We start from the raw sequence: 25,176 nt of genomic DNA, 5'->3' as shown, positions 1-25,176 counted from the left end.
GCCTGCTGCCGATCGCCGCCGCTGGCATCGACATCGACGCGATGATGCAGGGCGCGGCGGACGCCTCCAAGGAATATGCTTCTGCCGACCTGAAAGAAAATGAAGCCTATCAATATGCAGCGGTCCGCAACGCCTTGTACCGCAAAGGCAAAGCGACGGAAATCCTCGTCAATTACGAGCCTTCGCTGCACTTCGTTTCGGAGTGGTGGAAGCAGCTGTACGGCGAGAGCGAAGGCAAGGACAACAAGGGCATTTTCCCGGCGGCTGTCGATTTCTCCACCGATCTGCACTCGATGGGCCAGTTCATCCAGGAGGGTGCGCGCAATCTGTTCGAGACCGTTATCCAGGTAGCCGAGGTGTCGGAGCATCTGAGCATCGGGAACGACCCGGCCGATCTGGACGGTCTGAACTTCCTGACCGGCAAGACAATGGACTTCGTCAACAAGAAGGCGTTCCAGGGAACGCTGCTCGCCCACACCGACGGCAACGTGCCGAACCTGGTCGTCACGATCAAGGATTTCAGCCCGTATACGTTCGGTTATCTCGTCTATTTCTTCGAAATCGCGTGCGGTGTAAGCGGCTATCTGCTTGGCGTCAACCCATTCGACCAGCCGGGCGTCGAGGCTTACAAGAAAAACATGTTCGCGCTGCTCGGCAAGCCGGGCTACGAGAAGGAGAAGGCGGAGCTGGAAGCGCGGCTGTAGTGCCGGCGGGCAACGCAGCATGAGCATGCGAAAGGAGCCGGGCGCCGATGCTGGAGCGCTATAAGACGCTGCGACAGGAGGCCAGCCGGGAGATCGTCATACGGAAATCCCGGTTCATCGGCTATGCGAAGCCGGTTGCAGACGAAGCGGAAGCGGTCGCTTACGTGGAGGAAATCAAGAAAAAACCGGCACCGAACGCCAACCAAATCGTAATATTTTCAGGATTCAAAATGAGACCTCTCTTTAAGCAGTCGGACGACGGCGAGCCGAGCGGCACGGCAGGCAAGCCGATACTCGAGGTCATAAAGGCGCAGGGCCTGAAAAATACCGTCGTCGTCGTGACGCGATACTTCGGCGGCATTATGCTCGGCGCCGGCGGCCTGATCCGCGCCTATACGGACGGCGCGGTCGCCGGCATCGACGCCGCGGTGCCGATCGTTAACGTGCTGCACCGGGAAGTGCTCGTCGACGTCGATTACACCTGGTACGGCAAAATCGAGAACGAGCTGCGGGGACGCGGCGTCCGCACGGGTGAAGTCTCCTTCACCGACCGCGTAACCGTGACATGCTTGCCCGAAGCTCCTGAGGCCGAGCGGTTCGTCAACTGGATGACCGATCTGATCCAAGGGCAGGGCAACATTACACTCGGGGAATCGCGTTATTATGTGGAAAGCGAATAAGCCGGCATTGCCGGCATCGATAAGAAATGCCCCGCGAGCATTTCAGCGGGACCTCGCGAATCATGCGTGTCCTTTCCCGCGCGGCAAATGGGATATAATGCTCTTTCCGCCAGATCATCGACATCCGCCACGGAATGCCCGGGGACGCTAGCGGAACCGTCAGGCAAGCCGATACTCGAGGTCATAAAGGCGCAGGGCCTGAAAAATACCGTCGTCGTCGTGACGCGATACTTCGGCGGCATTATGCTCGGCGCCGGCGGCCTGATCCGCGCCTATACGGACGGCGCGGTCGCCGGCATCGACGCCGCGGTGCCGATCGTTAACGTGCTGCACCGGGAAGTGCTCGTCGACGTCGATTACACCTGGTACGGCAAAATCGAGAACGAGCTGCGGGGACGCGGCGTCCGCACGGGTGAAGTCTCCTTCACCGACCGCGTAACCGTGACATGCTTGCCCGAAGCTCCTGAGGCCGAGCGGTTCGTCAACTGGATGACCGATCTGATCCAAGGGCAGGGCAACATTACACTCGGGGAATCGCGTTATTATGTGGAAAGCGAATAAGCCGGCATTGCCGGCATCGATAAGAAATGCCCCGCGAGCATTTCAGCGGGACCTCGCGAATCATGCGTGTCCTTTCCCGCGCGGCAAATGGGATATAATGCTCTTTCCGCCAGATCATCGACATCCGCCACGGAATGCCCGGGGACGCTAGCGGAACCGTCCTGAAGCCCGCCATTCCGCACTCCTCCAGGATGACATGGTGAAGATTAAAGTCTTCGCGGAACAGGATGAACGGCTGCCCGGCCAGCGCGTGGCCCTTTGGCAGCACCGCCGCCAGCTGCTCTTCGATGCAGGGATGGACATGAAACCGGCCTTCCGTTTCAACAGGCTGTGAAATTTCTCGATCGCCGACGGGAAAAAGTGGACGCCGATCATCGGCGGTATGCCGAGCCGTACGGTCCCTTTTTCCAGCCGGATCACCTCGTCCAACTCCTGTGTCATCCGGTCCAGCGATAGCAGGATGCCGCGCGCGGAACGCAGAATCGCATCTCCCGAATCGGTCAGCTCGATCGGAGTGGCCGAGCGGTCGAACAGCTCGGCGCCCAGTTCGGACTCCAGCATTTTCACCATCTTGGACAAGGTCGGCTGCGTGACGTGCAGCGCGTCTGCGGCCTTCGTGAAGCTGAAAGACTGTTCCCTTACGAACGCGCTTCGTAATCGGACGGTCTTTTTTGCGTTGTTTATTTCGATCATCCCTGGGGAGGGATAAGCACCCAATCCGGGTCATCACTATACTTTGTAGTAGCCATCAATAATTCTTATGAAAACCATTGACTGAAAGCGAAAGCTTCTGGTAAAGTTGTTAATACCGATTGATTTAATAGGAATTAAACCCTCAACCACCTCAATACACATAAAGCGGTGCGGGTTGCATCGGACATACCGAAGGTCTGGGAGGTTAATGGACGTGAATGTCATGCTGCGCAGCCGATGGTGGAGCTTCGGCTTCCGAAGCGCTATTGTGCTCTATTTCATCGTTCTTATCGTGCTGCCGATTCTGGGTGTTTATGCACAGTCTTTTTCGCTCGGATGGCCGCCGTTCCGGGCCGCCGTAACTGATCCGCTCGCGTGGAAATCCGTGCTGCTGACCATTCGGCTGGCGCTGATCGCAACGGTCATCAACGTACTGGTCGGCACGATGGTCGGGTGGGTGTTGATTCGTTACCGCTTTTTCGGCCGGCGGATTCTGAACAGTCTGGTCGATTTGCCGTTTGCGCTGCCGACAGCGGTCGGCGGGCTTATGATTCTGCTGCTGCTTGGTCCGGGAAGCGCGGTCGGCGAAGCGGCGGAGAGACTCGGCTTCCAGATCGTGTTCCATGAGCCGGCGATCGTCATCGCGATGCTGTTCGTCACCTTCCCGTTCGTGATCCGCGCGGTGCAGCCGCTGCTGGAGGAAATGGATAAGTCGGAGGAGGAGGCGGCGTATACGCTCGGCGCCTCGAAGGCGAAGACGTTTGTGCAGGTTATATTCCCGACCATTTTACCCGGAATCGTCAGCGGCGCCATGCTGGCGTTTGCGCGGGCTTTAGCGGAATTCGGGGCAGTCGTGCTGGTGGCCGGCAATATCCCGGGCAAGACGCTGATTGCGTCCGTTTACATTTTCGGCGAAGTGGAAAGCGACAATCCGCAGGGCGCAGCCGCCGTGTCGATCGTGCTCCTTACGCTTTCCTTCCTGATCCTCTGGAGCGTCAACGTGATCCAGTCGAGGAGGGGCCGCGCATGAAAAAGCTCTGGATCCCTCTAACCTATGTCGTGTTTCTCGTGCTGCTCATTGCGCCGCTGATCAAAATTTTCACTGGCGCCTGGGCGAACGGTTGGGGCGGCTTCATCGAGGCGGTGGCCCGTCCGCAATCGCTGCACGCGCTTTGGATGACTTTTCTGATTACGATTATCGTCACGGTGATCAATACGCTTTTCGGCGTCATGCTTGCGCTCTATCTGGTCCGCGCCGATTGGCTCGGCCGCCGTATGAAGCAGCTGTTGAACAGCGTCGTCGATTTGCCGTTTGCCGTATCGCCTGTTATCGGCGGCCTGATGATCGTGCTGCTGCTGGGTCCGAATACGGTGCTCGGCGCGTTTTTTGAGGATGCGGGCTTCAAGGTCGTATACGCGATGCCTGGCATGATCATTGCGACGCTGTTCGTCACTTTTCCGCTCATGGTGCGGGAGGTGATGCCGGTGCTGCAGGAAATCGGCGCGCAGCAGGAGGAAGCGGCTTCCACCCTGGGCGCATACTCCTGGTATACGTTCTGGCATGTGACTTGGCCGTCGATCCGCTGGGGCGTCATCTACGGCATTGTGCTCACGGTCGCCCGCTGTATGGGAGAGTTCGGTGCGGTGCTTGTCGTATCGGGTAATATCATTAACAAAACGCAAACGGCCACGACGCTCGTCTATCAGGACGTGGAAAATTTCAACGTGATCGCGGCAAACAGTCTGGCGCTCATTCTCGCTGCCGTCTCCGTGGGACTGCTGCTGCTGATGGAATGGGCCAAGAAGCGAAAGGAAGTGCATTGAGCGATGCAGATCGAGGTACGCAACCTGAACAAAAGCTTCGGCGATTTCCATGCGGTCCGCAATGTAAGCTTCAATGTCGAGAAAGGGCATCTGATCGGCTTGCTCGGTCCGAGCGGCGGCGGCAAAACGTCGATTCTCCGCATGCTGGCCGGATTGGAATCGCCGTCCTCCGGCGATATCGTTTTTGAGGGCAAGCGCGTGAACGAGCTGCCGCCGCAGGAGCGTGGGATCGGCTTCGTTTTTCAGAATTACGCCTTATTCAAGCATATGACCGTGTTCGATAACGTCGCCTTCGGCCTGAAGGTGAAAAAGCAAGCGAAGGAGCGAATCCGCGCGCGGGTCATGGAGCTTATCGAGCTTACCGGCTTGAAGGGCTTCGAGCATCGGTATCCGCACCAGCTCTCCGGCGGCCAGCGGCAGCGCGTCGCGTTTGCGCGCGCGCTTGCACCCGAACCGCAGCTCTTGCTGCTCGATGAGCCATTCGCGGCCATTGACGCCAAAATTCGCCAGGAGCTTCGCTCGTGGCTGAAGGATATGATCGAACGGCTCGGCATTACCTCCATCTTCGTCACCCATGACCAGGACGAGGCGATCGAAGTGGCCGACGAAATTATGATTATCAGCAAAGGGCGTCTTGAGCAGAAAGGGACACCGTGGGATATTTACAAAAATCCGCAGACCCAATTTGTGGCCAGCTTCATCGGGGAATCGACGATCGTCGAGGACGTCTCCAAGCTGAAAGGCTTCGCGAACGCAACGTCCTGGCCGGATACGAAAGCGCTCATTCGTCCGGAATATATCGAGGTCGGCCGGCTTAGCGAGTTTCGTATCCCTTCGGCTACGGAGCGCGGCCGCGTCAAACATATCCACTTCCGCGGCAGCGAATGGCTGGTGGAGGTGGAGGTCGGCTCGAATCTGCTGATCACGTACCGCTCGCTGGAGAAGGACATTCTGCATCCCGGCGAAGAGGTCAGCGTGCTTGTGCACCGCGCCTATCTTTTTAATGAAAGCGACAGCTGGATTATGGAAAATGCGCTGAAGGAAGATCCGATGCCGATTCATATCTAGCCGGACAGCTCATGTCGAGCATTGTATCGCTCCGACTATTTCACGCAGAAAGTGTTGGGTGCATTATGAAAAACGAGACGACCCCGGTCCGCCCGAGCGGACGGGACTTGATACAGGAAGCGGCGGCTGGGGCGCCGACGGTTGCGCGCTCATGGTTCTCATTGCGGTTCAGACGGGGGACCGCCTTGGTCGCGGCGATTGTTCTGCTCGTGCTGATGGCCGCATGCGCGAGCCGATCCGAGCCGGGAGCGGGCAGCGGCGGCGAGGCGACGGCAGCCTCGACGGAGGATGTGACGCTGGTGATCGGCGCTTACTCGGTCGTGAAGGATGCGTTCGCGGAGCTTCTGCCGGCGTTCCAGCAGCAGTGGCGGGAGAAAACGGGCCAACTGGTGACCTTCCAGGAGTCGTACGAGGCGTCGGGCACGCAGGCCAGATCGATTGTCGGCGGCTTCGAGGCGGATGTTGCAGTGCTGGCGATGGAAACGGATATCGACAAAATTGAGAAAGCCGGGCTTATCACGCACAGCTGGCGGGATGCGAACGCGTACGGGGGCATGGTCACGCGCTCCCTCGTCGTTATGGGCACCCGGCAAGGCAACCCGCTCGGCATCCGCGATTGGTCCGATTTAACGAAGGAAGGCGTCAAGGTGCTTTATCCGAATCCGAAAACGTCGGGCGGCGCGATGTGGGATATTAACGCCATCTACGGAGCCGGGTTGAAGCGTTCGGAGGAGGAACTGGGGCGGAAGGATCCGGCATACGCCAAAAGCTTCCTCGCCGCCGTCCACGACAATGTCGAGTCGCTCGACAAAAGCGGGCGCGCCTCGATGGCGGCCTTCGAGTACGGCGTCGGCGACGTGATCGTGACCTATGAGAATGAACTGCTCGCGCGTATTGCGCAGGGCGTTCCGTATGAGATCGTGACGCCGCGCGATACGATTCAAATCGAGAATCCCGCCGCCGTAATTGACGCCAATGCGGACCGACACGGCACACGCGAGGTCGCGGAGGCGTTCGTCTCCTTCCTCGGCACGCCCGAGGCGCAGCGCACGTTGGCAAAGTACGGCTTCCGGCCGGTCGATCCGGGCGTGTGGGCCGAAACGAAGGATCGTTTTCCGCAGCCTGAGGGCTTGTTCGATATCGGCTATCTCGGCGGGTGGGCGCAGGTGCGCGAGGAGCTGTATTCGAAGAAAGGCATCTGGTATCAGGTGCTGGCTGGTTTATAGGAAGGGATGCGGGTTCGCCGAGCACGGCTCGGACGGAAAAAATAAGAGCACAACCGCATAAACGTCGGTTGTGCCCGAGAAGCTGTTATTAATAGCCGATATATCTGGACATCCGGTCCATCTCCGCCCACTCCGAGGCGAGCATGCTGTAGACCGACATGTCGACAAAGCCGATTTCGCGCCGTTTGGCCTGCCTGGCCGTTCCTTCCAGCGTGTAGCCCAGTCGTTCCGGCACGGCTCTGCCCCGCGGGTTGTCGACCGCGACGTGAATGACGACGCGGTTGAGCCCGCATTGCTGGATGGCGTAATCCGTCAGCATGCTGCAAGCGCGGGTCATCCGCCCTTTGCCGCGGTCCTTTTCGCTGAGCCAATAGGAGATGCGTCCGCATTTGTCGGGCGAATTGATGTCCGACAGCTCCATGACCCCGATCAGCCGATTACCCTCGTACACGCCGTACGCGTAGGCATCGCCGATACGCCGCCGCCTGTTGACGTCGTCGATGAACGCCCGCGTGTCGTAAGGCGATTTGACGCCGGCCACCCATGAGAACCACACTCTCAGCAAAGGCCGGTTGTCCTCCGTCAATTGAAAAAGCTCTTCCGAATGCTCCGGCTCCAGCAGCTTCATGTCCGTCTGATCGGTCAGGGAGTAAGCAAACATTTCGGGTTCCTCCTCCATTGTAAGCGTTTCCGAATGCAACCGTCGGCAGTGTTATATAACGTACTTTCTTATTATACAACAAATAGAGAAGCTTGAAACGGGCAAAAGCCGGCGAGCTTCGTTATTTTTTCGGGAGCATGGACGCGAAACGCAAAAAACGCCGGACGGACGGCTGCGCCGCCTCCGGCATCCTGCTGATTCAACCTGTCGTCAAACCGTCTTCCGCATGCAAAATGAACTTTTCGATGACATGCCGCACGCCCTCCTCGTTGTTGGTCAGCGTGACGTAGTCGGCGATTTCCTTCAATGACGGCACGGCATTGCCCATCGCGACTCCCAAGCCTGCAACCTCGATCATCTCGTGATCGTTCCAGGCATCGCCGATGGCGATAACCTGATTGAGCGAGCAGCCGATCCGTTCGGCCATGAAGGCCACGGCATGTCCCTTCGTGCCTTCCTTGTGCATGAATTCCAGATAATGCGCCTTCGATTTGGTGATGTGAACCCGGTCGCCGATCAGGGGGCGAAGCTCGGCCGCCACATCATCGAGCCGGTCCGGATCGTCGATGATCAGCATTTTCGTCAAAGGCTCCCGCAACAGCTGGGTGTAGTCGGGCTCTACGTTGTAAGGCACGTTCGACAGCTTCGAGTAGGCGCGGACCTTCTCGTTATCTTCGGTGGTGTATAGCTCGTCCCGTACATAAAGCTGCAGATGAAGGCCCTTGTCGCGGCAGTATTCGAAAAGCTCCTCCGCCGCATCGGCCGGCACGCTGCGCTCGTACAGCACCTGTCCGTCGAGCAGCGTTTTGACGAGCGAGCCCTGATAGGTGATGATCGGCACGTTCAGCTCGATCTGCTTGGCGATTTTCTGCGCGGAGGCGAACATGCGGCCCGTTGCCAGCGTGACGGTTACGCCTTTGGCGACGGCTGCGGCCAGCGCTTGCTTCGTTGCGTCCGGTACTTTGATATCGTCGTTGAGCAAGGTGTCGTCGACATCGATGGCAATCATTTTGTACATAGCAGGCTCCTTCTCCCTTGTTGTCGCTTGAACAATCAGGTCATACTTGATAAGCTAGCCTGATTGTAGCGGAAAAGGCGGACAGCGGCAAGGACACGGCAAGGACAACGGCTTCTACAAGGCAGCTTGTTCGCATAATCTCTATAAAGGGCATGAAAGGGCATCAAAGGTTGAAGCAAAGGTGCGAATGAGTTATCTTGAAAAGTACGGACAACGACAGGAGAGATGCGAGCATGTACCCTTCCCCATCCACAACGGGACGGCGCCGCTGGATCGCGTTTGCTATTGCAGGCGCGGTCGCGGTGGGCGCGATCGGCTTTGCGGGCGGCAGATGGTGGACGGAAAACCGTTACCCGATGCTGAAGGACCCCGCTTTTGCCAATCTGGATTACACGTATAAGGAAATTATGCAAGACTATTTGAACGGCGCGAAATCGAGCGAGCTCATTCATGGGGCGGCCGAGGGAATGACGGCTTCGCTCGACGACCCGTATTCCGAATATTTTACGGGGCAGCAGGGCGAGGATTACGTGCAGCATTTTGACGATCAAATTGTCGGCATCGGGGTTGAGATCCGGCAGGAGGATGGCCAATTCATCATCAATTCGGCGCTCAAGGGCGCCCCGGCCGAGCAGGCGGGTCTGCTGAAAGGCGATGCGATCACGGCTGTCGACGGCGTGCCCATGAGAGGGAAAACGTTGAGTGAGCTCGTCAAGCAGACGCGCGGTGTCGAGGGCACAAAGGTGAAAATAACGATCGTGCGCGTCGGCCTCACGGAGCCGTTCGACGTGACGCTGATCCGCAAGCCGGTGCCAATCCGCACCGTTACCTCGAAGCTGCTGCCCGGCGGTGTCGGCATGGTGCAAATATCGCGGTTCGCCGAGAAAACCGATGTAGAATTCAACCAGGCTGTGGACAGTCTTCTGGACAAAGGCATGAAGGGCTTGCTGCTCGACCTGCGCATGAATCCCGGCGGACTGGTCGATTCCACCATCGGCATTGCCAACCGGCTGGTGCCGAAGGACAAGGTGCTGCTGCAGGTCGTCAATAAGAACGGCAGCCGGAAAATCACCTATCGCTCGGAGCAGAAGGAGCCGTGGACGATCCCGATCGTCGTGCTGATCGACGAGAGCTCCGCCAGCTCCGCGGAGGTGCTGGCAGCCGCGCTGCGCGATTCGGCAGGCGCCAAGCTGGTCGGCGTAAAGTCATTCGGCAAAGGGATCGTGCAGACGTTCCGGCAGTTCGGCGACGGTTCGGTGCTGAAGCTGACGGAGTCGCAGTGGCGCACCCCGAGCGGAAAGTGGATACACGAGAAGGGCATTGAGCCCGACGTGAAGGCCGTGCTGCCGGCATATGCCAGGCTTCCTGTGCTGCCGACGGACGAGGTGCTGAAGGAGGGCGCATACGGCCAAGGGGTGAAGACACTGGAGGAAATGCTGATGGCCGTCGGGTACGACCCGGGCAATCCGGAAGGGATTTTCGATGCCGATACGGCGGCCGCGGTCGAGCAGTTCCAGCGCGACGAGAAGCTGACGCCGACCGGCATGATGAGCGGGCGCACGGCCTTCAAGCTGATGGACCGGCTGCGGGCCAAGCTTGCCGAAGACGATCCGCAGGTGGACACGGCGCGCGATACGCTGCAAGCGATTATGACCAAACAGCCCTAACGTCAAGTACAAGGTGAAAAAGCCGGAAAAATCGCGGTGAAACGCGATTGTCCGGCTTTTTCATGAGCGGTGGCGGCTGTTAGGACCGGTTTCGGATAAGTCCCTGAGTTTGCGCTTCCCATCGTTCATCCGCCGCAGTGGGGCGGACTTGTGCGGCGGATGCAATGGGCAAAGCTTGGGCGGTTACTGCGCGGTCAGCACAAACGGACCCTGGACCGTGAGGGCAATCGTGTGTTCGTATTGCGCCGCCAGCTTGCGGTCGAACGTGCGGGCGGTCCAGCCGTCAGGGTCGATTGACATGTAGGGGCTGCCCTCGGTCAGCATCGGCTCGAGCGTGAACACCATGCCCTCCTTCAGGCGCAGCCCTTTGCCGGGTTTGCCGACATGCATGAAGCTGGGCTGCTCGTGCAGGCTGCGGCCGATGCCGTGAGCGAGCAGATCGCGGACGATGCCGAAGCCGTTCTTCTCGGCGTGCGTCTGAATGGCGCTCGTCACATCGCCCAACCGGTTGCCGGGCAGCGCCTGGCGGATGCCTAGCTCCAGGCACTCCCGTGTCACGCGCATCAGCTTCTCCGCGTTCGGCGCAACGCGGCCGACCGCGTAGGTCCATGCCGAATCGCCAAGCCAGCCGCCCAACTGGGCGACGATATCGATCGTAATGATGTCGCCTTCCTTCAGCGGCTCGTCGCCGGGAAACCCATGGGCGATAACGTCGTTTACGGACGCGCACGTCGCGTATTCGTAGCCTTTATAACCTTTGGTAAACGGCTTGCCGCCGTTCCGCACGATCATGGCCTCGACGAAGGAATCGATTTCGCGCGTCGTGACGCCGGGACGGACCATCGGCGCAAGCGACTTGTGGCATGCGGCAACGAGCTGCCCGGCTTTATGCATCGCATCAATTTCAGACCTGCTTTTCAGAATGACCATCGCTTTTCAACATCCTCCCGAAGTGCGTGGATTGCCGATCCGACCGGCACCCCGTTCCGGCGCATCCCCCATTAACTTATGCCGATATTCGGTCTGGTGTTATGGGGAAGTCGGATTTGCAAAAATGAGCATGAAGAAAGGTCCTGTTGGACAAGCCCCTGTTGAGGCTGAAGTTCAGGAAGCCTGCGGCGGTTTCGCCGACGGCGGTCTCTATCATTTTCAAAGCCATGTAATACAGCTGTTCCGTCCCGGTCGAAACCGGACAGGACGGCCGCCGTCAGGTTGCTCACTCCGCAACCTTTTCGAATCCCTTTCTTTCGCTTAGCCAGTGGGCGCCCAAATAAATCGCCACAAACACCGGAAACGAGTAATACGGTTTCCACTGTTCAGGCGTGTACAGATCGAGCCAGGAGAAAAACGGCTCGCCTATGAAGGCGCTAATGACCCCGTAAAGAGCGCCTTTCAGAAACGGATTGACTTTCGGCTTGATCTGAATCATGAACATGGCCAGTACCGGCAAGGTCGAGAAATCCCAGGGACTGAATGAAGGAAGCAGCGGAAGCACGTCATAATTATAATGCCATGTCCCCAGGCTGATGCCGATGAAATCCAGCCACGAACTGATGATGGTGACGAAGAAGCCCGACAGAAGAACCCGGAATGCGCTCTCCTTTCTCCGAAAGATTATCCACAGTACCCAGGGAAGGACCGTCAGCAGTACGCTAAGCCACCACTGCCAGGTGAAAAGCGCTTGCTCTACCCAAAGCTGGTATTTGTCATGATGTATGGATGATATTTTGTCATAAAGCTCGGCTGTTTTTTTTAAATACTTTTCATTTTGCATTGTAGGCGGGACGACCTCGCTCACGATTGGCGAATTGGAGATTACCCTGTTATTTTTTCCGAAAAAAAGGTTTCCAATCAGCCCCTTCGAAAAATGTGTGCGGTTTTTCTTGCTTCGCGAATCGCGGGAAGGGACGAATTTCGGAGTCGAAAAGGGCCTGGGAGCGGTGTGCTCCCAGGCCTGTCCTGATCAATCCGTGTAATACATAAATCCGATCGCGCCGGGACCCGTATGGGTCGTGAGGCCCGCCTCCAGCACCTGAAAGCCGAGCGCCTACTGAAGGCTGCGACGTTGTCGGAAGCTCGCGGCTTTTTTCATTTTTTCGATAACAACAAGCGGCGTAATCGTAACGTTATCCTCGTAAGTCTCCGAATCGATATACACAGAGAGCGGAATGACCTCTACCTCGTATTGATCCAGTATTTGTTGCGGCAAGTCGGTAGTGCAGTCGGGCTGCGAAAGGCTGAAAAGACAAACACGGATCTTTTTATATGACGTACTAAATAATTGATTATCGGCTATTGCCTAATATATATTACGTCATATATAATGATAAATGTGTAATATATAGAGGAGGTGACATGATGCGCGTGGCCGTCAACGGTACGGGGCGGATCGGTAGAATGGTTTTGCGCCAATTGCTTTCCGACGACTCCGAGATTCTGGAGTTGGCTGCGGTGAATTCTACTGTGTCCGCCGACCAGTTAGCCCATTTATTGAAATACGATTCCGTGCATCGCACCTGGGATCGCGATGTGGAGAGCGACGGCGAAGCGATCATCGTTAATGGACGGCGGATACCGCTGCTGTCCCAGCGTGCGATTGAAAGGCTCAATTGGAGTCGGTACGGCGTGGAACTCGTGATCGAGGCGACGGGGAAGTTCAATAACCGCGCAGAGGCTTCCGGTCATCTGCGGTCGGGAGCGGAGCGCGTACTGCTTACGGCCCCGGGCAAGGATGTGGACCTGACCGTTGTGATGGGCGTGAACGACGACCAGTATGATCCTGCCCGCCACCGGCTGCTGTCGGCAGCGTCCTGCACGACGAATTGTCTGGCGCCGGTGCTGCATATTCTGGATCACGCATTCGGGGTCAAAAGCGGCTGGATGACCACGGTGCATGCGTACACCAGCGACCAGAATCATCTCGATAACCCCCATAAGGATTTGAGAAGAGCCAGAGCCTGCACCGGATCGATCATTCCGACCTCGACGGGCGTCGGCAAAGCGATCGCGGAGGTGCTGCCTCATCTGGCCTCCCGCATACAAGGCATTTCCATACGGGTTCCGACACAGAACGTATCTTTGCTGGATCTTCAGGCAGAGGTCGGACGACCGGTGGAGGCTGGCGAAGTCAAGGACGCGTTCCGACAAGCCTGCGCGGGTCCCTTGGGGCGCTACGTCGGCTACAATGAGCTGCCTCTCGTGTCGTCGGATTATATTGGCAACGATAAGTCTTCCATCATCGACGGCTTGAGCGTCATGGTCCGGAACGACCAGGTCAAGCTGCTTGCCTGGTATGACAATGAATGGGCGTATGCCGGGCGGGTCGTCGATTTTGCCGCTCATATCGCGAATATTGAAATGGCCACTATAGGAGGAATAAGAGCATGACGCAGAAATATGTGTATAGCTTTGCCGAAGGCGGCGCCGATATGAGAACGCTGCTAGGCGGTAAAGGAGCGAACCTGGCGGAGATGACGCGCGCCCATTTGCCGGTGCCGCCTGGCTTTACGATCACGACCGAGGCCTGCCACACCTATTTTCGGATCGGCAGCCGGATGCCGGTTGAGCTGGAGCAGCAGTACACGGCAGCCCTGAACCGTTTGGAGCAGCAAACGGAACAAACGTTCGGGAGTGAGGATAAGCCCCTGCTCGTATCTGTACGTTCGGGTTCCGTTACCTCGATGCCCGGTATGATGGATACAATTCTGAATTTAGGCCTCAACGATGCGACGGTGCGCGGCTTGGCCAAGCTGACCGGAAACGACCGGTTCGCTTATGACTGCTACCGCCGGCTGGTGCAGATGTTCGGCAGCGTAGTGCTGGGGATCGACGGGTCCGAGTTTGAGACGCGGCTTCATCGGCTCAAGTCCCGTCTGAACGTGGAGCAGGACAGCGACGTGACGGCGGAGGGCTGGCAGTCGCTGATCGAGGACTTCAAGGACTGTATCGGACGCCGCGCAGGCCGCGAGTTTCCTCAGAATGTCTGCGACCAGCTGCGCATGGCGGTGGAAGCCGTATTCAAATCCTGGCACAATCCGCGCGCGCGCGTATACCGCAAGCTGAACCGGATTCCGGATTCGCAGGGAACGGCGGTCAATGTGCAAAGCATGGTATTCGGCAACATGGGGGAAGATTGCGGCACCGGCGTGCTGTTCACGCGCAATCCGGCGACCGGCGAGGATATGTTGTTCGGAGAATACCTGATCAATGCGCAAGGCGAGGATGTGGTGGCGGGCATCCGCACGCCGCTGCCGATTGAAACGCTGAAGCATTCGATGCCTGTTGTATTCGAACAGCTTGCTGCGGCTGCGAAGCAGCTCGAACGGCATTACAAGGATATGCAGGACATTGAATTTACGGTGCAGAACAACCGCTTGTATTTGCTCCAGACTCGCGGCGGCAAGCGGAACGCGCAAGCGGCGCTCAAAATCGCCGTTGATCTGGTGAAGGAGAACGTGCTTGCGAAGCAGGAAGCCTTGATGCGTATCGAGGCCGCACATCTGGACCAGCTGCTGCACCGCGGCTTGAAGGAAGAGGCGGTGAAATCCGTGCTCGCGACCGGGCTTGCCGCCTCTCCCGGGGCTGCGGTCGGGCAAATCGTATTCCACCCCGATAAGGCGGTGGAGTGGAGAAAACAGGGAAAGCGCGTCATTCTTGCCCGGCCGGAGACGACTCCAGAGGATATTCAGGGGCTCATTGCGGCAGAAGGCATTCTGACGAGCAGGGGAGGGTTGACCAGCCATGCTGCGGTCGTCGCGCGCGGGATGGGCAAGCCTTGCGTATGCGGCTGCGAGTCGCTGCGGATCAGTCTGGAGGACCAGACGATGACGGCGGGAGACGCCGTGATCCGCGAAGGCGACTGGGTTACGCTCGACGGGGCGACCGGACGCGTCATAGCTGGTGAAATTCCGGTCAGCGAGGCGGTGATGACCGAGGAGCTGAGTCAAATGCTCGCTTGGGCGGATGAGCTGCGGACGCTCAAGGTGTATGCCAACGCGGACAATCCGCAGGATGCGGAAACCGCGCGGAGGTTCGGCGCGCAGGGCATCGGCCTTTGCCGGACCGAGCATATGTTTTTCTCGCCGCAGCGCCTGCCGATCGTGCGGGAGATGATTCTCGCCGAAAGCCGCGAAGCGCGTCAGGCTTCACTTGCGAAGCTGCTGCCGATGCAGGAGGCCGACTTCCGGGACATGCTCGCGGTGATGGAGGGCCTGCCTGTTACGATTCGGTTGCTGGATCCTCCGCTGCATGAATTTCTTCCCAATCTGGAGGAGCTGCAGCAGAAGCTAGTGCGGATGACCTACGAGCAGGAAGGAACGGGCGACGAGCAGGCCGAGGTGAAACGGATGATCCGGCAGGTGCGGAGCCTGCATGAGGCCAATCCGATGCTGGGACAGCGCGGCTGTCGGCTGGGAATCGTCTATCCCGAAATTTACGATATGCAGGTCGAAGCGGTGTTCCGTGCGGTTTCCGCCTGCATGGACAAAGGCATCGATGTACAGCCCGAGATCATGATTCCGCTTGTCGGCCATGCCAGCGAGCTGAAGCTGCTGCGCGAGATGGTCGACCGGATCGCGGAGCAGGTGCTCGGCAAGGACAAAAGCCGGGATTGCCGCTACAAGGTCGGCACGATGATCGAGGTGCCGCGTGCGGCCTTGACTGCCCACCAAATCGCGGTGCACTCCGATTTCTTCTCGTTCGGCACTAACGATTTGACGCAAATGACGCTGGGCTATAGCCGTGACGACGCTGAGAATAAATTTATGGCGCATTATATGGACCGGGAGCTGCTGCCGAACAATCCGTTCCAAGTGCTGGATACCGAAGGCGTGGGCCGTCTGATCGATATGGCCGTGTCCCAGGGGCGCGCTGTGAAATCAAAGCTGAAAACAGGCGTTTGCGGCGAGCATGGAGGCGATCCGGAATCGATCGCTTTCTGCCATGGGGCCGGCTTGGACTATATCAGCTGCTCGCCGTACCGCATCCCGCTTGCCCGCATTGCCGCCGCCCAGGCGGCCGTTCAGCAGCAACCGGCCGAGCAGGAGGAACAAACCGCCGCGCTTGTCGTCTGAGCCTTGCGATAGCAGCTCGGCAAACAAAGGTAAAGCTGACGTCTGTGGGAATTAGACGTCAGCTTTACCTTTTTCCTAACCAAGCTTAGCCGTCTTGCCGAATGATGGAGATCATAATGCGAGATGTCTAATCCTTCGTGTCCATTCAGTTGAAGCACAATGTACGTAGGTTGGCACACCATCCAGGATGTGCACGCCGTTCATTGATTAAGCAGCGACACCTACATACGAGGCATTGCCAGCGATTGAACTCCTGCGCAGGCGCTCGATTAGCTGGGAATGGAGACGGAGAGAAGGAATTTGCGCACGTGCTGCGAATTAAGTAAAGGATAAGGCAGCGTAAGCGCAGATCGAAAGGGGGCGTTTGTGTATAAGCGGAATCGGAGCGATCATATTGGCGGCCGGACAGGCGCGAAGATTCGGCGGCGGCAAGTCGCTCGCCTTGCTCTCGGGCAAGCCGCTGTTCCTGTATCCGGTCGAGCTGGCCATCCGCTCGGGCTTGAGCCCGATTGTTGTCGTGGCTGCGAACGATCATGCTGCAGCGATGTCCGCCTGTATAGTGGATCAACCGGTTAGGCTGGTCCTTAACCAGGATGCGGAGCAAGGCATGTCCACCTCGCTCAGGGCAGGCATCGAAGCGGTGAAGGAGCATGCGCGCGCGGCGTTCATTTTGCTGGCGGATCAGCCGTTCATTCCGGACGAAGCGGTGCGCAGGCTGATCGAGCGGTATGAAGACGGATACGGCAAAGGCATCCGCATCGTGAGAGCCGCATACGGCGGCCGCCCGGGGCACCCCGTTTTGTTCGACAGGAATCTGTATCCGTTATTCGACAGCCTGCAGGGAGACGAGGGGGCACGAAGCCTGTTGAAGACGCACAAGGCAAGCGTGGCGACGGTGGATTTTCCAACGGCCGAATGGAATGACGATATCGATACCGTTGAAGACTATCGCCGGGCTGAACGTTATGTCCGGAAAGACCAATGAACGATTGCGGCTTTCATCACAAAAATCGAGGGGGAAAAATCTTGTCGATCTCAACGACTATCGTCATTCGTATGGAAATTCAGAAATCGGTTGCAACGTTCGGGGAAGTAGCCGCCGCGATCGGTGCGGCGGGCGGCGATATTGTGGCCATCGACGTCATTCGCTCAGCCAAGGAGGCAACCACGCGCGACGTGACCGTCAACCTGCACGAATCGGCCAACGAACAAATCGTCAAGGTGCTGAAAAGCATGCCGGGCATTCGTGTGGTCAATGTGTCGGACCGCACCTTTCTCGTGCATCTGGGCGGTAAAATCGAAATAAGCCCCAAGCTTCCGATCAAGAACCGCGAAGACTTGTCGCAGGTATATACACCGGGAGTTGCGCGCGTCAGCATGGCGATCCACAACGATCCGGGCAAAGCATATTCCCTTACGATGAAAAGAAACACGGTGGCTGTCGTCACGGACGGAACCGCCGTGCTCGGTCTGGGCGATATCGGTCCGGAAGCGGCGATGCCTGTCATGGAGGGCAAGGCGATGCTGTTCAAGCAGCTGGCGGGCATCGATGCGTTTCCGATCTGTCTGAACACCAAGGACCCGGACGCCATTGTCCAAATCGTGAAAGCGATCTCTCCGGGCTTCGGCGGCATCAACCTGGAGGACATCGCCTCGCCCCGCTGCTTCGAGATCGAGCGGAGACTTATCGATGAGCTGGACATTCCGGTGTTCCACGACGATCAGCACGGCACGGCGGTCGTTGCGCTCGCCGGGCTGCTCAACGCCCTGCGTGTCGTCGGCAAGCAGCTGGAAACCGTGCGAATCGTAGTCGTCGGCATCGGCGCTGCCGGCGTTTCCATCTGCAACATGCTGCTGGCGGCGGGCGCCAGGCATGTCTACGCGGTCGACCGCGAAGGCATCATTGGACGCGGTGCCGCATATCGGAATCCGGAATGGGAGCGGCTCGCGGCGGTCACGAACCCGGAGGGGATCGAGGGCTCGCTCGCAGACGCGATGCGCGGCGCCGATGTGTTCATCGGGGTGTCCGGACCCGGCGTTCTTCAAGTCGAGCATTTGGAAAGCATGGCGCAGGACAGCATCGTATTTGCGATGGCCAATCCGAATCCGGAGATCGAGCCGGATGTCGCCGAGCGGTATGTCCGCGTGCTGGCGACGGGGCGCAGCGACTACCCGAACCAGATTAACAATGTGCTGTGCTTTCCGGGCATTTTCCGCGGCGCGCTGGATTGCCGCGCGGCAACGATTACGCCGGCTATGAAGGTAGCGGCGGCCAAGGCGATTGCGGCGGTCGTGCAGCCGGACGAGCTGAACGAGCAATATATTATCCCGAGCATATTTAACGACAAAGTGGTCGAGTTTGTCCGGAAGGCCGTGATCGAGACGGCGATCGAATCTGGGGAGGCGCGGCGGATACCCCCCGACTTTATGGACCGGCCCGAGCCCGAAACCCGGTAGCGCGGCAAACGTATACATCAGCTTAATCTCCTAAGCGGAAAGGTTTCCAAAATGACTTCGGAATGTCGGTTTCGAAGCGCATCTCCGTTTGCTTTGCCGGATGCACGAAAGCCAATATGCGGGCATGCAGGCCCAGACGCCCGATTACCTTCGATTTGGAGCCGTATTTCTTATCGCCCACGATTGGGTGGCCGATATCTTCCATGTGCACGCGGATTTGATTTTTACGTCCGGTTTCGAGATGAATTTCCAGCAGCGAAAATCCGTTGCCCGACTGAAGCGCCCGGTAATGGGTGACGGCGTGCTGGCCGTCGTTCGGGTAGCGGCTGGAGTACATTTTCAACGTGCTGCTTTCCTTCAGCCAGGAGGAGACGGTGCCCTCCGTTTTCTTGACCTGTCCCTCGACGAGCGCGACGTAGGTCCGCTCCTTGACCGCCTCCTGCCAGCCGTTCTGCAGGGCCTGCTGAATTTGTTCGCTTTTGGCGAACATCATGACCCCTGACGTGTCCCGGTCCAGGCGGTGTACGACGAAAATTCGGTTCCGGGGGTCCCTGGCGCGCACATGCGCCATAAGCTGGCGGTAGGCGGTCACTTCATTATCCTGGCCCTTGCCCGAAGAGATGGAGAGCAGGCCCGCATCCTTCAGGATGACGATGATGTCATCGTCCTCGTGGAGAATGGACATGCCCGCGAACGGCGCCTGTTCGGCCGCCTTCTCCTTTTGGACCGTGACCGTGTCTCCAGGCTCGAGCGGATAATTATAGGCCGTGACGGCTTTGCCGCCTACGGAAACCTGTCCGCGCGCGAGGATCGATTTCACTGAGTTCCGTCCCTCGCCGGATAATTTAGCCAGCAGAAAAGGCAGCAGCTCCACCGGTTCGACGACCGTAAATTGCCGAGCAATCGGCTGTCCGCCTGCCGATGGGGCCGTTTTTTGATAACGTTTATTCGGGTGCTTGTTCTGACGCTTGTTCATGATCGGATCTCCGTTATTGGCTTTTGGTTTCACTATAGCATGATACCGGAACGACCGCCATGCGGCAGGGCCGTTAATTGCCGTAGACAACGGGCGGATTCGGGTGTTACGATGGGGAATGGGAAATACAGGAGAATGTCTGGGGGAAACGGGAACCGTATGAAAACATCCATGAGAAACAAAATTTTGATGCTGCTTGCGGCGGCGTTTATCGCTTTGCCCGCGCAGACGGCGATTCTCGCGCCGACGTCGTCGGCGGATCAGACCCCGGCGATGCAATCGGAGATCCGGGTTTATGTGGATGGCAAGCCTCTTGCGCTCAAGCCGGCTCCGGTCCAGAAGAATGGGACGCTTCTCGTGCCGATGAGACCGATTTTTGACGCGCTGCGCGCGCCGGTTGCCTGGCAGCAGCAGACGAAAACCGTTTTCGCCCAGAAGGGCTCGCGGAATATTTCACTCAAGATCGGCTCCGCACAGGCGGTGGTCAATGGCAAAGCGGTCAAGTTGAGCACGCCGGCGCAGGTGATTGGTGGCGCGACGATGGTGCCGCTCCGTTTCGTCAGCGAGGCGCTTGAGGCCGATGCGGCCTGGGAGAGCAGGACGAAATCCGTCCGTATCGCTTCCGTCGAATACCGGCTGGAGCAGGAGATGAAACGGCTCGATAACGGGCAGACGGCGAAATCCGACAGGCAAAAGCTGTCCGCGGCGGAACTTGTGGCCCGCAACGACGAATATGTCGTGATGATTACGACGAATTACGGGCAAGGCAGCGGGATCGTGTTGTCCGACCGGTGGGTGTTAACCAATTATCACGTGATTAATGGGGCCAAGGAGGGCCAGGTGCAGTTGAACGACGGCGTGTCGGTGCCGCTTCAAGGGATGGTCGCCGGCGATCAGGAACAGGATTTGGCCATCCTGCAGACGAAGGAGCCGATGCAACGGTTTGCGCAAAGCGAGGGCGTCGTGATCGGCAATAGCTACGACGTACGCAAAGGCGACCGCGTTTACGCGATCGGCAGTCCGCTCGGCATCCGCAATACGGTCTCGGAAGGGCTGATCAGCAATATCACGTTCGAAGGAGGCGTCCGCCTCTTCCAGACGAACGCGCAGATCGACCACGGCAGCTCCGGCGGCGGGCTGTTCAACGAATACGGCGAGCTGATCGGCATTACGACGTCGGGCGTGGAGGACACGAAGGCCGACCTCAACTTCGCGGTGGACCTTTCGGGTCTCGAAGGCTGGCTGCTGGATTTGGAGCAGAACCCGGTTGAGGAGGGCAAGATCGCCTTCCCGGCGTCGGCGCTCCCGGACAGCCTGAAGGATGCGACCGACGAAGAGATACGCCAGCTGCTCGAGAACAATTTCGGCGAGTCGCAGACGTCGCAAGGCGTGGCGGCGTTTAACAATTGGGCGGTAGCGCGCGATGCGCAGGGCTGGATCGTCGTCAGCGCGGTTATCGACCCGGCGTTCTACATAATATACGGCGACAAGACCTCCAACGAGCTGAAGCTCTGGGCGCTGAACATCGGCTCGGAGCTGCGCCGCATGCTGCCGGACCAGCGGATTCAATTCCTCGTCTATTACGAGCAGACGTTCAATGCGAAGCCCCGGGGCTTCGCGGACGGCGAAACGACGGACCTCGGCGGTGGCAAGTGGCGGCTGCGCTACGACGTCATCAACCTGCAAATTCTTGAACGGATGCATATCCGCGTCAGAAGCTGATTATCGGAAGAGCGGTGCCCGCGCGGCGGGGCCGCTCTTCTTTTTTGTTCGCCGTTTCGGTACAATAGAAGGCGAAATGGGATCAGCCGGGAAAGCTTCCGGAATGCCGGCATCCAGCTGGAAAAATGCGATAGAAAGCAAAGAGGGAACGAATATGAAAGTCGTCCTGGCGACCTTGAACGCCAAATACATACACACGTCATTGGCGCTGCGCTGCCTGAAGGCTTACAGCGAGCGCGATTTCGATATCGACATTGCCGAATATACGATCAAGGACCCGGCCATGAATATCGTCGCCGACCTGTTCGCGCGCCGCCCGGACGTTGTCGGCTTCTCCTGCTACATCTGGAACATCGAGGAGACGATCACCGTTATCGGCATGCTGCGCAAAATCATGCCGGAGCTGCGGATCGTGCTTGGCGGCCCCGAGGTGAGCTATGACACGGACTATTGGATGGAAAGGCTGCCGGAGGTCGATTTCATCGTCGTCGGCGAAGGCGAGGAGACGTTCCACCATCTGCTGACGGAAATCGCCGGCGAAGGCAAATACCATCTTGTTTTCGGCACCGCTTACCGCAAGCGGAAGGCGGATCGCGCGCCTGAGATCGTTGTGATGCCGGGGCGGCCGAAGCTGGATCTGGCCAAGCTGCCTTCGCCGCACCGTTTTTCGGAGGATGTGAAGTCGCTCGGCAGCCGCGTCGTATACTTTGAGACGAGCCGGGGCTGTCCGTTCAGCTGCCAGTTCTGCTTGTCGAGCATCGAGGTCGGCGTCCGCTACTTCGATATCGAGCGGACGAAGGCTGACCTGCTGTACCTGATCGATTCGGGCGCCAAGCTGATCAAGTTCGTCGACCGGACGTTCAACATCAAGCGGGATTACGCGCTCGAGATGTTCCGTTTTCTGATCGAGAACCACCGCGGCGCCGTGTTCCAGTTCGAGATTACCGCCGACATCATGCGTCCCGAGGTGCTCGATTATTTGGCGGAGCATGCGCCTCCGGGCATTTTTCGCTTCGAGATCGGGGTCCAGTCGACCAACGATATGACGAACGAGGCGGTACAGCGGCGCCAGAACTTCGCGAAGCTGACGCGCACGGTGACGAAGGTGAAGGAGAGCGGCAAAATCGACCAGCATCTCGATCTGATCGCCGGGCTGCCGCACGAGGACTACAATACGTTCCGCAAAACGTTCAACGACGTGTTCGCGCTTCGTCCCGAGGAGCTGCAGCTCGGTTTTCTGAAAATGCTGCGGGGCACCGGCATGCGGCTCGACGCCGACAAGCACGGCTACCTTTTCATGGACCGCGCCCCGTATGAAATACTCGGCAACGATTTGCTGCCTTTCTCCGATATTGTGCGGATTAAACGGGTGGAGGATGTGCTCGAGAAGTACTGGAATGCGCACCGGATGGACCGGACGCTGCTCTACATGGTCGAGAATGCGTTTCCATCCCCGTTTGACTTCTTTCAGCAGTTCGGCGATTATTGGGAGGAACGGGGCTGGCAGAAAATCGGGCATCAGCTGGAGGATCTTTTCTCGCGGCTGTGGTCGTTTCTGAGCGAGCGGGGCGCCGCATCGGCGGAAGCCGGGACGTTGGACCTTGAGGTGGCGTTCGGGCTGATGAAATATGACTTTTTCCTCGGCCATAACTACAAGCCCCGCAAAGCCTGGTGGCCGTTCCTGATGGACAAGCGGGAGCAGGGCGGCTGGATGCGCCGGCTGGCCGAGCGGCCGCAGGACGTATCGGAAGCTTTTGCCGCGCTCGCGCCGGCGGAGAAGGACCTGCACAAGCATGCGGTGATTGAGCGGCTGTCGTTCGATCTCGACGCTTATTTGCGCGACGGCGTCCTGCGCAAGGATACCGACACGCTGCTGGTCGTGCTCTATACGCCGGACGAGGAGCTTAAAGCGACGCCCTACACGCTGCGGATCGCCAAGAGCGAATCCCCGGAAAAGCTGCAAGCCCAACCGTAAGGACTTATTTAGGATTGTATGGTTCCCATTCGAGGAGGTATCGGAGAGCTATGGTCTATCAAGCAGCTGATTCGCGTTATGCAACGATGAAGTACAACCGCACGGGCCGTTCGGGCCTGCTGCTGCCGGCGATTTCGCTTGGTCTGTGGCATAATTTCGGCGGTGTGGATGTCTATGAGAACGGGCTGGCGATGCTGCGGCGCGCCTTCGATCTCGGCATCACGCATTTCGATCTGGCCAACAATTATGGACCGCCGGCGGGCTCGGCGGAGACGATGTTCGGCCGCGTGCTCAAGAGCGATTTCGCGCCGTACCGCGATGAGATGATCATCTCGACCAAGGCAGGCTATTACATGTGGGAAGGGCCATACGGCGAGTGGGGCTCGAAGAAATATCTCGTATCCAGTCTCGATCAGAGCCTCAAGCGGATGGGCCTCGACTACGTCGATATTTTCTATCATCACCGTCCGGACCCGAACACGCCTCTGGAGGAGACGATTGGGGCGCTGGATTTGATCGTGCGCCAGGGCAAGGCGCTGTACGTCGGCGTCTCCAATTACAAGGCGGAGGAGATGGCGCGCGCGATCGAGATCGCGAACGGTCTCGGCACGCCGCTGCTCATTCACCAGCCTTCGTACAGCATGCTCAACCGCTGGATCGAGGACGGCCTGCAGGATGTGCTGGAGCAGAACGGCGTGGGCAGTATCGTTTTCAGTCCGCTTGCTCAAGGGATGCTGTCGGATAAATATTTGAACGGGATTCCGCAGGACTCCCGCGCGGGCGGCTCTAGCGTGTTCCTCAGCGAGAAGAACCTGACGCCGGAGCTGGTGGACAAGCTGCGTCAGCTCAACGAAGTGGCGGCGGGGCGCGGCCAATCGCTCGCCCAGATGGCGCTGGCCTGGGTGCTCCGCGGCGGCCGGGTGACCTCGGCACTGATCGGCGCAAGCCGCGTCAGCCAAGTCGAGGACAGCGTCGCGGCGCTGAACAACCTGGAATTCTCGCCGGAGGAGCTGGCGGAGATCGAAACAATTTTGAAGGGTTGAGCTTCATGATGAGGCGGCTGTCTGCAGACAGCCGTCTTTGTTTTCGCCTGGAATGAGGCCTGCCTGTGGGAGAGGCGGGCCGTTTTACATTGCCGGCAGACTGCGATGCCGACGGTTGATACCCCGCCTGAAGTGTGGCTGCTCGGTTCAAGCGGACACAGCGCAACGCGGGCCGCCGAGCTGGGCGCGCCGTTCTCGTTCGCGTATTTCATCAATGGAGACGGTGGCTGCGGCTGTTGAGAAGAAGCGGCTTAGCCCGGCAAAAGGTTTTCATGGTTTTTGTTAACGTGTATAATGAAAGTAACTAACGGAATTATTGCGTACTCATGCGTACGGACAAGGTGTGGTACCGGTGAACCGTGCATGCGGCATTGACATCTATCTGCTGGCCGGCATAAAAACCTGGCCGGGCTTCTTCGAACCGTTGATGAGCCGGCTGGCTGAGCTGTGCCGGGAGGAAGAATGGCGGGACTCAACCGTGCGTATCGTATATCCGTACGGCGATTACAGGCGCGGGCTGCTGCGGCAAGTCCGCGAGGTGAAGCGGGATCTGTCCAGCCGTATGCTTGGAGGCGCGCGGCTCGGCGGGATCGTTGCCGCCGATGCCGTACGGCGCGGCTCCGCCAAAGGGCGCAGCGTGCTGCTCATCGGGCACAGCGGCGGCGGAGTGGCGGCTTACCACGCTGCGAGTTTGCTGCTTCGGGAAGGCGCCGTCGCGGATTGCCGTGTGGTCCAGATCGGCTCGCCGAAGGTCAGGATTGACCCGGACATGCGCGGCAAGGTCGGCTATTTCTTTGCGGTTGACGGCCGGGGGCGCAGGATTGACGCCG

At 58.6% G+C, this 25,176-nt stretch carries 20 protein-coding genes and 4 pseudogenes; 17 read left to right on the top strand and 7 right to left on the bottom strand.

Annotation, left to right across the window (positions count from 1 at the left end; all coding sequences use genetic code 11):
- From BG52_RS01810 to BG52_RS01800, 3 genes and pseudogenes are all read left to right on the top strand, one after another.
- Window positions 1-704 (top strand): annotated as a pseudogene (locus tag BG52_RS01810) (glucose-6-phosphate isomerase); the annotation flags it as partial.
- 47 nt (window positions 705-751) lie between these two features.
- Entirely contained in the window at window positions 752-1,384 is a 633-nt protein-coding gene (locus BG52_RS01805; RefSeq protein ID WP_036666729.1) for an IMPACT family protein, read from the top strand.
- Window positions 1,385-1,537: 153 nt separating this feature from the next.
- Window positions 1,538-1,945: pseudogene (locus BG52_RS01800) on the top strand (IMPACT family protein); the annotation flags it as partial.
- Between the two features lie 147 nt (window positions 1,946-2,092).
- Here BG52_RS01800 and BG52_RS01795 read toward each other — a convergent pair.
- Window positions 2,093-2,662, bottom strand: a complete 570-nt coding sequence (locus tag BG52_RS01795) for a LysR family transcriptional regulator (RefSeq protein ID WP_223298894.1) — start codon at window positions 2,660-2,662, stop codon at window positions 2,093-2,095.
- Window positions 2,663-2,852: 190 nt separating this feature from the next.
- Here BG52_RS01795 and cysT point away from each other — a divergent pair, with 190 nt between their 5' ends.
- From cysT to BG52_RS01775, 4 genes are all read left to right on the top strand, one after another.
- The gene (cysT, locus tag BG52_RS01790) at window positions 2,853-3,668 is read left to right on the top strand and encodes a sulfate ABC transporter permease subunit CysT (RefSeq protein ID WP_144340703.1); all 816 of its coding nucleotides are present in this window, start codon (window positions 2,853-2,855) and stop codon (window positions 3,666-3,668) included.
- On the top strand, window positions 3,665-4,462 hold the full coding sequence (locus tag BG52_RS01785) for a sulfate ABC transporter permease (RefSeq protein ID WP_036580231.1): 798 nt from the start codon (window positions 3,665-3,667) through the stop codon (window positions 4,460-4,462). Before cysT ends, BG52_RS01785 begins: the two co-directional genes overlap by 4 nt.
- A gap of 3 nt (window positions 4,463-4,465) precedes the next feature.
- Window positions 4,466-5,530 carry a sulfate/molybdate ABC transporter ATP-binding protein gene (locus tag BG52_RS01780; RefSeq protein ID WP_036580233.1) on the top strand — a complete coding sequence of 355 codons (1,065 nt, stop codon included), beginning with the start codon at window positions 4,466-4,468 and terminating at the stop codon, window positions 5,528-5,530.
- Between the two features lie 215 nt (window positions 5,531-5,745).
- Window positions 5,746-6,756 (top strand): sulfate ABC transporter substrate-binding protein, encoded by a 1,011-nt coding sequence (locus tag BG52_RS01775; RefSeq protein ID WP_144340705.1) that lies wholly within the window; start codon window positions 5,746-5,748, stop codon window positions 6,754-6,756.
- Window positions 6,757-6,844: 88 nt separating this feature from the next.
- Here BG52_RS01775 and BG52_RS01770 read toward each other — a convergent pair whose 3' ends face one another.
- Window positions 6,845-7,417, bottom strand: a complete 573-nt coding sequence (locus BG52_RS01770) for a GNAT family N-acetyltransferase (protein ID WP_036580236.1) — start codon at window positions 7,415-7,417, stop codon at window positions 6,845-6,847.
- A gap of 199 nt (window positions 7,418-7,616) precedes the next feature.
- Complete coding sequence (locus BG52_RS01765) at window positions 7,617-8,435, bottom strand: Cof-type HAD-IIB family hydrolase (protein WP_036580239.1); 819 nt, start codon at window positions 8,433-8,435, stop codon at window positions 7,617-7,619.
- A gap of 233 nt (window positions 8,436-8,668) precedes the next feature.
- Here BG52_RS01765 and BG52_RS01760 point away from each other — a divergent pair, with 233 nt between their 5' ends.
- On the top strand, window positions 8,669-10,102 hold the full coding sequence (locus BG52_RS01760; RefSeq protein ID WP_051587573.1) for a S41 family peptidase: 1,434 nt from the start codon (window positions 8,669-8,671) through the stop codon (window positions 10,100-10,102).
- A 183-nt stretch (window positions 10,103-10,285) separates the two neighbouring features.
- Here the strand turns inward: BG52_RS01760 and map are convergent, their stop codons facing one another.
- The 3 genes from map to BG52_RS16315 form a co-directional block, all read right to left on the bottom strand.
- Window positions 10,286-11,032: a type I methionyl aminopeptidase gene (gene map, locus BG52_RS01755; RefSeq protein WP_036580241.1), complete on the bottom strand. Its 747-nt coding sequence runs from the start codon at window positions 11,030-11,032 to the stop codon at window positions 10,286-10,288.
- Window positions 11,033-11,318: 286 nt separating this feature from the next.
- Window positions 11,319-11,876 carry a CBO0543 family protein gene (locus BG52_RS01750; protein ID WP_036580244.1) on the bottom strand — a complete coding sequence of 186 codons (558 nt, stop codon included), beginning with the start codon at window positions 11,874-11,876 and terminating at the stop codon, window positions 11,319-11,321.
- 273 nt (window positions 11,877-12,149) lie between these two features.
- The gene (locus BG52_RS16315; protein ID WP_223298893.1) at window positions 12,150-12,311 is read right to left on the bottom strand and encodes a DegV family protein; all 162 of its coding nucleotides are present in this window, start codon (window positions 12,309-12,311) and stop codon (window positions 12,150-12,152) included.
- A 149-nt stretch (window positions 12,312-12,460) separates the two neighbouring features.
- Here BG52_RS16315 and gap point away from each other — a divergent pair, with 149 nt between their 5' ends.
- The 4 genes from gap to BG52_RS01730 all read left to right on the top strand — a co-directional run bounded on the left by gap (window position 12,461) and on the right by BG52_RS01730 (window position 18,630).
- The gene (gene gap / locus BG52_RS01745) at window positions 12,461-13,489 is read left to right on the top strand and encodes a type I glyceraldehyde-3-phosphate dehydrogenase (protein ID WP_036580249.1); all 1,029 of its coding nucleotides are present in this window, start codon (window positions 12,461-12,463) and stop codon (window positions 13,487-13,489) included.
- On the top strand, window positions 13,486-16,173 hold the full coding sequence (gene ppdK / locus BG52_RS01740; protein ID WP_036666726.1) for a pyruvate, phosphate dikinase: 2,688 nt from the start codon (window positions 13,486-13,488) through the stop codon (window positions 16,171-16,173). The genes gap and ppdK overlap by 4 nt, the downstream gene beginning before the upstream one ends.
- 394 nt (window positions 16,174-16,567) lie before the next feature.
- Window positions 16,568-17,158 carry a nucleotidyltransferase family protein gene (locus tag BG52_RS01735; RefSeq protein ID WP_190287437.1) on the top strand — a complete coding sequence of 197 codons (591 nt, stop codon included), beginning with the start codon at window positions 16,568-16,570 and terminating at the stop codon, window positions 17,156-17,158.
- Between the two features lie 71 nt (window positions 17,159-17,229).
- Window positions 17,230-18,630, top strand: coding sequence for an NAD-dependent malic enzyme (locus tag BG52_RS01730; protein WP_051587576.1), 1,401 nt, complete (start codon window positions 17,230-17,232; stop codon window positions 18,628-18,630).
- Window positions 18,631-18,652: 22 nt separating this feature from the next.
- Here the strand turns inward: BG52_RS01730 and BG52_RS01725 are convergent, their stop codons facing one another.
- Complete coding sequence (locus tag BG52_RS01725) at window positions 18,653-19,606, bottom strand: RluA family pseudouridine synthase (RefSeq protein WP_036580253.1); 954 nt, start codon at window positions 19,604-19,606, stop codon at window positions 18,653-18,655.
- Between the two features lie 159 nt (window positions 19,607-19,765).
- Between BG52_RS01725 and BG52_RS14720 the strand changes: the two genes are divergently transcribed.
- The 5 genes and pseudogenes from BG52_RS14720 to BG52_RS15850 all read left to right on the top strand — a co-directional run.
- Window positions 19,766-21,328 (top strand): stalk domain-containing protein, encoded by a 1,563-nt coding sequence (locus BG52_RS14720; RefSeq protein ID WP_051587574.1) that lies wholly within the window; start codon window positions 19,766-19,768, stop codon window positions 21,326-21,328.
- A gap of 154 nt (window positions 21,329-21,482) precedes the next feature.
- Window positions 21,483-23,303 carry a B12-binding domain-containing radical SAM protein gene (locus BG52_RS01715; protein ID WP_036580294.1) on the top strand — a complete coding sequence of 607 codons (1,821 nt, stop codon included), beginning with the start codon at window positions 21,483-21,485 and terminating at the stop codon, window positions 23,301-23,303.
- A 50-nt stretch (window positions 23,304-23,353) separates the two neighbouring features.
- Entirely contained in the window at window positions 23,354-24,346 is a 993-nt protein-coding gene (gene mgrA, locus BG52_RS01710; RefSeq protein ID WP_036580256.1) for an L-glyceraldehyde 3-phosphate reductase, read from the top strand.
- A gap of 99 nt (window positions 24,347-24,445) precedes the next feature.
- Window positions 24,446-24,574 (top strand): annotated as a pseudogene (locus tag BG52_RS16310) (LLM class flavin-dependent oxidoreductase); the annotation flags it as partial.
- Between the two features lie 124 nt (window positions 24,575-24,698).
- Window positions 24,699-25,176, top strand: a pseudogene (locus BG52_RS15850) (hypothetical protein); the annotation flags it as partial.

This window comes from Paenibacillus darwinianus (genome assembly GCF_000598065.1).
GTDB classification, from domain to species: domain Bacteria; phylum Bacillota; class Bacilli; order Paenibacillales; family Paenibacillaceae; genus Paenibacillus_I; species Paenibacillus_I darwinianus.
This window is presented reverse-complemented; position numbering and strand designations above follow the sequence as displayed.